Annotated in this window: 7 protein-coding genes; 6 read left to right on the forward strand and 1 reads right to left on the reverse strand. The window is 63.5% G+C overall.

The features are described 5' to 3' along the window. The 4 genes from DRF71_RS02145 to DRF71_RS28960 form a co-directional block, all read left to right on the forward strand. A partial coding sequence (locus DRF71_RS02145) for an N-acetylmuramoyl-L-alanine amidase (protein ID WP_157970987.1) occupies nucleotides 1-463 on the forward strand: 463 nt, incomplete at its 5' end. Next, nucleotides 460-651, forward strand: a complete 192-nt coding sequence (locus DRF71_RS02150) for a hypothetical protein (protein WP_112308964.1) — start codon at nucleotides 460-462, stop codon at nucleotides 649-651. The genes DRF71_RS02145 and DRF71_RS02150, both read left to right, overlap by 4 nt. After that, a complete protein-coding gene (locus DRF71_RS02155) occupies nucleotides 648-869 on the forward strand; it encodes a hypothetical protein (protein ID WP_112308965.1) in 222 nt (73 codons plus the stop codon). The genes DRF71_RS02150 and DRF71_RS02155 overlap by 4 nt, the downstream gene beginning before the upstream one ends. 750 nt (nucleotides 870-1,619) lie before the next feature. Continuing rightward, nucleotides 1,620-1,742, forward strand: a complete 123-nt coding sequence (locus DRF71_RS28960; protein WP_269814321.1) for a hypothetical protein — start codon at nucleotides 1,620-1,622, stop codon at nucleotides 1,740-1,742. Nucleotides 1,743-1,949: 207 nt separating this feature from the next. Here the strand turns inward: DRF71_RS28960 and DRF71_RS02160 are convergent, their stop codons facing one another. After that, on the reverse strand, nucleotides 1,950-3,200 hold the full coding sequence (locus tag DRF71_RS02160; RefSeq protein ID WP_112308966.1) for a D-amino acid dehydrogenase: 1,251 nt from the start codon (nucleotides 3,198-3,200) through the stop codon (nucleotides 1,950-1,952). Nucleotides 3,201-3,364: 164 nt separating this feature from the next. Here DRF71_RS02160 and DRF71_RS02165 point away from each other — a divergent pair, with 164 nt between their 5' ends. Together DRF71_RS02165 and DRF71_RS02170 are read left to right on the forward strand one after the other, a co-directional pair. Beyond that, the gene (locus tag DRF71_RS02165; RefSeq protein ID WP_112309924.1) at nucleotides 3,365-3,805 is read left to right on the forward strand and encodes an Lrp/AsnC family transcriptional regulator; all 441 of its coding nucleotides are present in this window, start codon (nucleotides 3,365-3,367) and stop codon (nucleotides 3,803-3,805) included. Between the two features lie 867 nt (nucleotides 3,806-4,672). Continuing rightward, nucleotides 4,673-6,746 (forward strand): Ig-like domain-containing protein (locus DRF71_RS02170; RefSeq protein ID WP_112308967.1); only part of this gene is annotated, 2,074 nt, incomplete at its 3' end.

The following is a 6,746-nucleotide window of genomic DNA, read 5'->3' on the forward strand; positions in this document are numbered from 1 at the left end:
GGTCTCGGCCAATGCCGGGCGGCTGGTCAAAGGCGCCTATGCGGCCCATACGCTGAATTGCAATACCGGCAGCATCGGCGTCGCGCTGGCGGCAATGTCGGGCGCGGTGGAGCGGCCGTTCCGCTCTGGCACTGCGCCCATCACCGGGGCGCAGCTGACGGCGCTGGCGGCGCTCTGCCGCACGCTCAGCGCGCGTTACAGCATCCCAGTCACGCCGCGCACGGTGCTGACCCATGCCGAGGTGCAGCCCACGCTGGGCATCGTACAGCGTGGCAAATGGGATGTGACCTGGCTGCCGGGCATGGCGGCGCCGGGCACGGCTGTCGAGACCGGCGACCGGCTGCGCGCGCTGATCACGGCGCCGGTCGTGGCTGAAAAGGTCAGCACAGGTGGCGGGGTAATTGCCGCGATCCTTGTGCTGATCACCCGGATTTTCCCGATCAAAAACAGGAGCTTCATATGACGGCAGTTCTGGCCAGAATTCTCGCGCGCTATGTGGCGGGCGCGCTGGTGGCTTACGGCGTGATTGATGCGGGTCTTGGGCGCGAAATGGCGCTGGACCCGGATCTGGCGCTGATGATCGGTGCCGTGATCGGCGCGCTGGCCGAGGCAGGCTATGCGCTGGCACTCCGCTTCGGCTGGCAGCGATGACGGGCATGCTGGCGGCGGTTCTCGGGCTGACCCTGGCGCCGCTGATGGCGCTGATCGGCTGGTGGCGGGGGCGCGCAGCGGCGCGCAAGGCAGTACAGGCGGAAAGTGAGGCGAATTATGCGAAGACACGCCGGCGGATGGATGCGGCAGAGCCTGTGGGCAATGATCCTGATGCTGCCCGTCGCTGGCTGCGCGAACGCGACGCGGCCCGGCCCTGAGGCGCTGTGCGACGGCAGCCGCAGTGCCCGCGCAGATCACGCGCGCGCCCTTGCTGAAGAGGCCGGCGATGGCGCGGTGCTAAGTGGCCAGCGCCTGATCGCGCTGATCGACGCCGGTTGCGCGGGCTGAGCCCGGGCGGCAGCGATGTCAAACCCGATGGCCCGGATGGACGATCCGGGCCATTTACCCTGTTTCACTCACTTTGGCAGTGCCTTGCATCGGCATCGGCATCGGTATCGGCATCGGCAGGCCGGGGCAGGGGGGGGCGGAACCGTGTTCTGCGGCGGGCGTTCAGGTGCGAAACCCTGCAATCAGAACCCTGTCGTCGTCCGGCCTGAGCCTGCCCGATGCCGCCAGGCCACCAACTCCTCTCACGGCGGCACAGCGATCAAACCTGTCCGCCGCCACGGGTCGGAGGATTGTGCTTGCCGGGGCCCGCGATGTGATCCTGGCCGCGGCACAATATCAGGGCCAATTTCGTCGGGTTTCCGCAGAGCCACGGATAACAGGGGCGCTCCTAACCCTCTGGACGAATCCGTTTCGGGGCCGGGTTGGCGTAAGGAGGGCAGTCTCAGGGGCATCAGACAGCGCATGACATCACACCGCCCGTGTGGCGAGGCTGGCCAGGGTCTGGAACTGCCGGGGCTTAATGCTCCGTGCCGGGCAGGATCAGGCCTTTCGCCTGAACCAGAAAAGGGCATCTCCGGTTGCCATAGCGCTCCCGAAAAATGCATGGTCCGGGCAAGAAAATGAGGCTCTGTCCGGCGATCCTTTTGCGCCATCGCCCCTACGCCATCGCCCGCCCGTACGCGATTGCCCGCAAGGGGCACGACGCCCGCATGCAGATCGCGCCGCATCGCTATTGGCCCTGAACCCGTGCCGGCAGCCTCCTCCCCCGGTCCGGCACCCGCCGCGATCCTGATCGCCTTGCAGGGACAGCATCCGAGAGGGCTCCGACCGGACCGCTCTCCGCGCCACGTTGGTGGAAATACCCCCGCCTCAGGCGCAAGCGCCCCGAAGGGGCGCCCCCTTCCTGACCTTTCCCGCCGCAGGCGAAAACGCCCCGAAGGGGCGCGCCCTCAGGAATAGCGGCTGATCGCCAGATCCTTCGCGTCGATCTCCGGCGCGCGCCCCGAGACCAGATCCGCCAGCACCCGCCCCGAGCCGCAGCTCATCGTCCATCCCAGCGTGCCGTGACCGGTGTTCAGGAACAGGCCCTGCACCTTTGTCGGCCCGATCACCGGCGTGCCATCCGGCGTCATCGGACGCATCCCGGTCCAGAAGCTCGCCTGTTTCGGATCGCCGCCGGGGAAGAGATCCATCACCGAATGTTCCAGCGTGCGGCGACGCTTTTCCGACAGACGGCTGTTATAGCCAGAGATTTCCGCCATGCCGCCGACGCGGATGCGGTCGCCGAGGCGCGTGATCGCGATCTTGTAGGTCTCGTCCATGATGGTCGATTGCGGCGCGCGGGCCTCGTCACTGATCGGGATGGTCAGCGAATAGCCCTTGATCGGGTAGACCGGCAGGTCGATCCCCAGCGGTTTGACCATCTGCGGCGAGAAGCTGCCAAGGCTGACCACCACCGCATCGGCCGTCACGCGCCCCTTGTCGGTCACAACGCCGGTCGCGCGGCCGTTTTCGGTCTCGATATGCCGGATCGTTTCGCCCCAGCGGAAGGTCACACCCTTTTCCGCACAAAGCGCCGCCAGCGCATTGGTGAATTTGAAGCAATCGCCGGTCTCATCCAGCGGCGTGCGCAGCCCCCCCACAATGCGGTCCTTCGCATGGGCGAGCGCCGGTTCCACCGCGATACAGCCCGCCGGATCAAGGATTTCGCAAGGGATGCCATCGGCCTTCAGCGCTTTGACATCCTTGGCCGAGGCCTCCAGCTGCGCCTCGGTGCGGAAGAGCTGCAAGGTGCCCAGCATCTGGTGATCATATTGAATCCCGGTCTCCTGGCGGATCTGGGCGAAACTCTCGCGCGAGTAATCGGCGATCCTGAGCATCCGGCTTTTGTTGATCGCATAGCGGGAGGCCGTGCAGTTCCGCAGCATCCTGAACAGCCAGGAGATCATCTTCGTGTCGAGCTTGAGCCGCAGGATCAGCGGCGCATGCTCCATCATCACCCATTTGATCGCCTTCATCGGGATGCCGGGCGCCGCCCAGGGGCTGCAATAGCCAAAGGACACCTCGCCCGCATTGGCGAAAGAGGTCTCCAGCGCCGGGCCGTCCTCGCGGTCGATCACCGTGACCTCATGGCCGGCTTTCGCCAGATACCAGGCCGAAGTAATCCCCACGACCCCACCGCCCAGAACGATGACCTTCATCTCTCACTTCCCCTGCTGCCGGAGCGGATCTTGCGCCCACTCCTGGCCAATATGTCGATATTCCCGGATGGTCGTTGATCATTGACCGAATGTCCTGTTGATTGGCGCAATTTTATGCGATTATTTGGCCTTTGGTGAAACAAACGGGCGTAGTGCGCAATTTCATGTCAGGGATCGACCGCATCGACCGCGCCTTGATTCGGGCGCTTCGCCGCGATGCCCGCATGTCCAATGTGGCGCTGGCAGCCGAGGTGGGGCTTTCGCCCTCGGCCTGTCTGCGCCGGGTGCGGTTGCTGGAGGAAAGCGGCATCATTCGCGGCTATACCGCGCTGGTCGCCGGCCTGGCCTCGGAAAACCGCCATGTGGTGATCGTGCGGATCAGCCTTTCGCGCCAGACCGAAGAGATCCTGAACGCCTTCGAGGCCGAGGTCCGCAAGCATCCCGAGATCCGGCAGTGTTGGCTGATGACCGGGGAGGAGGATTACCTCCTGCATCTTGAGGCCGAGAATCCGGGCGATTATGAACGCATCCATAAAGAGATCCTGTCGCGCCTGCCGGGGGTCACGCGGATCAATTCCAGCTTCGCGATCCGCAGCGTGATCTGAGCGCTGGCGGGGCAGGGCGGCATGGGCAGCCCCCGTAAGCCTGACCGAAGCGCCGGTAAAGACAGCCAGGGGAATCACCCAGGCGGCCTGCCGCCTGGATCAAGGCGAATTTCGGGCAGGAGGGCGGGGCAGAGGCCGGGATACGGCCGATGATTCGTCAGGTTTCCCTTGGGTAATGTTGCGTTCTGAGGCGGTTAATGCTTCGAATCCGGGCTACTGATCAGCCTTTGGCAACGCAGCAACACAGGATGAACACATTCTCGCTCGGATTTCGCCGAATGGTTAATTCGCGCTATAGGTGTGCCGGGCCGTTCCTGATCGGGCAACAAATCCGCTCTTTCCTGCGGAGGGCACCCCCGGAAAGCCCGGATTCTGAAACTTCTCAGCGAATTTTACAGGAATTTTCCGAAATCTCGCGTGGTTTTGTTATTTTTTTGGAAACAATGGCGCTGCCTGGCTTTCGGGCCTACTCGCCTTCCGGAACTGATTTTGGCCGTCTGATGGCCACCTTCTCGCCCCATTCCGCCCCTTTTCCGCTTCACTCCGGGGGAAAGCAAAGCTAGATATTGATCGTCAGCTGCAAGACGTATGGGCCGTGGGGGCGGTCGTATGTTGGTGGTGTGCCGCAAGGCACCGCGTGGTGACGAGAGTGCTGCCGTTCCCGGGTTTCCGGAATCCTGCAATTTTGCGGGCAGGTCTTTTGCAGACCGGCATCCCCCTCATCCCATCCACCTCCATTCGGCGGGTTAGCACGGTTTAACGTGCGATTGTGCCCGTTGCAGGAGCTATTTTGGCGGTCAATTCCGACCGCCTCTGGATGGGTTTTCGCGGCGACGGATCACGTTGTCGGAAGGACGAGGAACTGAGATGCCTGTAATCGCACTTTACACCTTCGAAGAACCGACGACGCACCTCATCCGTGACGAAGCCCCTTCGCATGGCGAGCAAAACGGCGGCCTCACCGGCAATGCAAGCGTCAGCGGCGGCAACCTGGTGCTCGACGGGCAGACCGGTTATGTGAAGTTCGATCCGCATATGGATTTCCAGCTGTCCACCGGCACCGTCGGGATCAGCTTTACCCCGACCAGCGACCCGCTGACCGCCAATCAGACGGTTGTGTCGCGGGACACGGCCGGTGACAATGAGGGCAGCTTCCGCATCGAAGTGACCCCGGATGGCGCGGTTGTCGTGACCAGCGAAAGCGGCTCGGGCGAGACCGTCTACACCACCGGCCCGGGTTTTTTCTCGCCCGGCGACAGCATCGACCTGACCTTCTCCTGGGATGCAGGCGGCGCCGGCGGCCAGCTCAATGTCGCCAATACCACCACCGGTTCGGTCAGCTCGCAGCCGACCTCGCCCGATGTGACCCTGGTGATGGCCGATTACGGCCAGCCCTGGATCCTCGGTGGCGGCCAGGAGACAGCCAGCGATTCGCTGAACCCCGAAGTGACCGAGCATTTCCAGGGCACCGTTGGCCAGTTCTGGGTCTCGGATTCCGTTGACAACCATCCGGTCGGCGAGCCGCCGGTCGCCAATCCCGACACCGCCGAGGTGGATGAGGATGGCGTGGTCGATATCCATGTCCTTGCGAATGACACCGATCCCGAAGGCGGCACCCTGACCGTGACCGGCGCCAGCGCCGGCAATGGCACGGTGGAGATCGGCGATGACGGCGTTCTGACCTATCGTCCTAACCCCGATTTCAACGGCGAAGACACCATCACCTATACGATCACCGATCCGGACGGGCTGACCTCCTCGACCACGGTGACGGTGACCGTGAATCCGGTGAATGACGATCCGGTGGCCAATGATGACAGCGCCACCACCACCACCAACACGCCGGTCGTGGTCTATCCGCTGACCAATGACACCGATGTCGATGGCGATACGCTGTCGCTGACCGGCACGCCAACCTCGGCAAATGGTACGGTCGAGCTGCTGCCCGATGGCGGCATCCGCTTTACCCCGAACCCGGGCTTCACCGGCACTGCCGAGATCGGCTACGAGATCTCGGACGGCAATGGCGGCACCGATACCGCCACGATCAACATCACCGTGACCCCGAACACCACCGTCCCGGGCAATGATGGTATCATCATCGGCACCGATGGAGATGATGATATCGGGCCGGGCTATGTCGATGCCGATGGCGACGAGGTCGATGCCGGCGATGCGATTATCCCGGGCGATGGCCCGAATGACGACCGCATCTATGCAGGTGTCGGTAACGACACCGTCCGCGCGGGCGAAGGGAATGATTCCGTTTATGGCGGCCTGGGGGATGACCATCTCTATGGCGGCCCGGGCGATGATCTGCTCAGCGGCGATGACGGCAATGACACCATTTTCGGCGGCATCGGCAATGACACCGCTTATGGCGGCGACGGCGATGACTTCATCGACACCTCGAATTACGTCAACCCCATGCCGGATATCGACTATCCCGGCCCGTTGCCCATCAGCTACCCGGCTGATACCGACCCGAACAATGACCGCGATCTGGTCTATGGCGGCGCTGGCAATGACACGATCCTGACCGGTGACGATGCCGACACCATCTTCGGGGGCGCCGGCAATGACCTGGTCTATGCAGGCTTTGATGCCGATCTGGTCTATGGCGGCGAGGGCGATGACACCCTGGTCGGCGGTGAGGGTGCGGATACGATCATCGGGGGCGCCGGAGATGACCTGATCTATGGCGGCCTTGACGGCAGCCTGGGTGAAGTCCTCGACATTCCGGATGAAACCGACCAGCGGCCGGACAACAATACCGACCTGCTTTTCGGCGGCGACGGCAATGACACCATCTATGGCCGCGACGACGATGACACGCTTTACGGCGGCACCGGCAATGACCTGCTTTACGGCGGCATTGATGATGACCAGCTTTATGGCGATGACGGCGATGACACGCTGTATGGCGACCAGGGCGATGACA

Source organism: Pseudogemmobacter bohemicus, from assembly GCF_003290025.1.
Classification (GTDB): domain Bacteria; phylum Pseudomonadota; class Alphaproteobacteria; order Rhodobacterales; family Rhodobacteraceae; genus Pseudogemmobacter; species Pseudogemmobacter bohemicus.

Bases quoted from the DNA above. Each gene is read 5' to 3' on its own strand.
- DRF71_RS28960 (WP_269814321.1), top strand. From the start codon at position 1,620: ATGAGGCTCTGTCCGGCGATCCTTTTGCGCCATCGCCCCTACGCCATC.
- DRF71_RS02155 (WP_112308965.1), top strand. From the start codon at position 648: ATGACGGGCATGCTGGCGGCGGTTCTCGGGCTGACCCTGGCGCCGCTG.
- DRF71_RS02165 (WP_112309924.1), top strand. From the start codon at position 3,365: ATGTCAGGGATCGACCGCATCGACCGCGCCTTGATTCGGGCGCTTCGC.
- DRF71_RS02150 (WP_112308964.1), top strand. From the start codon at position 460: ATGACGGCAGTTCTGGCCAGAATTCTCGCGCGCTATGTGGCGGGCGCG.
- DRF71_RS02160 (WP_112308966.1), bottom strand. From the start codon at position 3,200: ATGAAGGTCATCGTTCTGGGCGGTGGGGTCGTGGGGATTACTTCGGCC.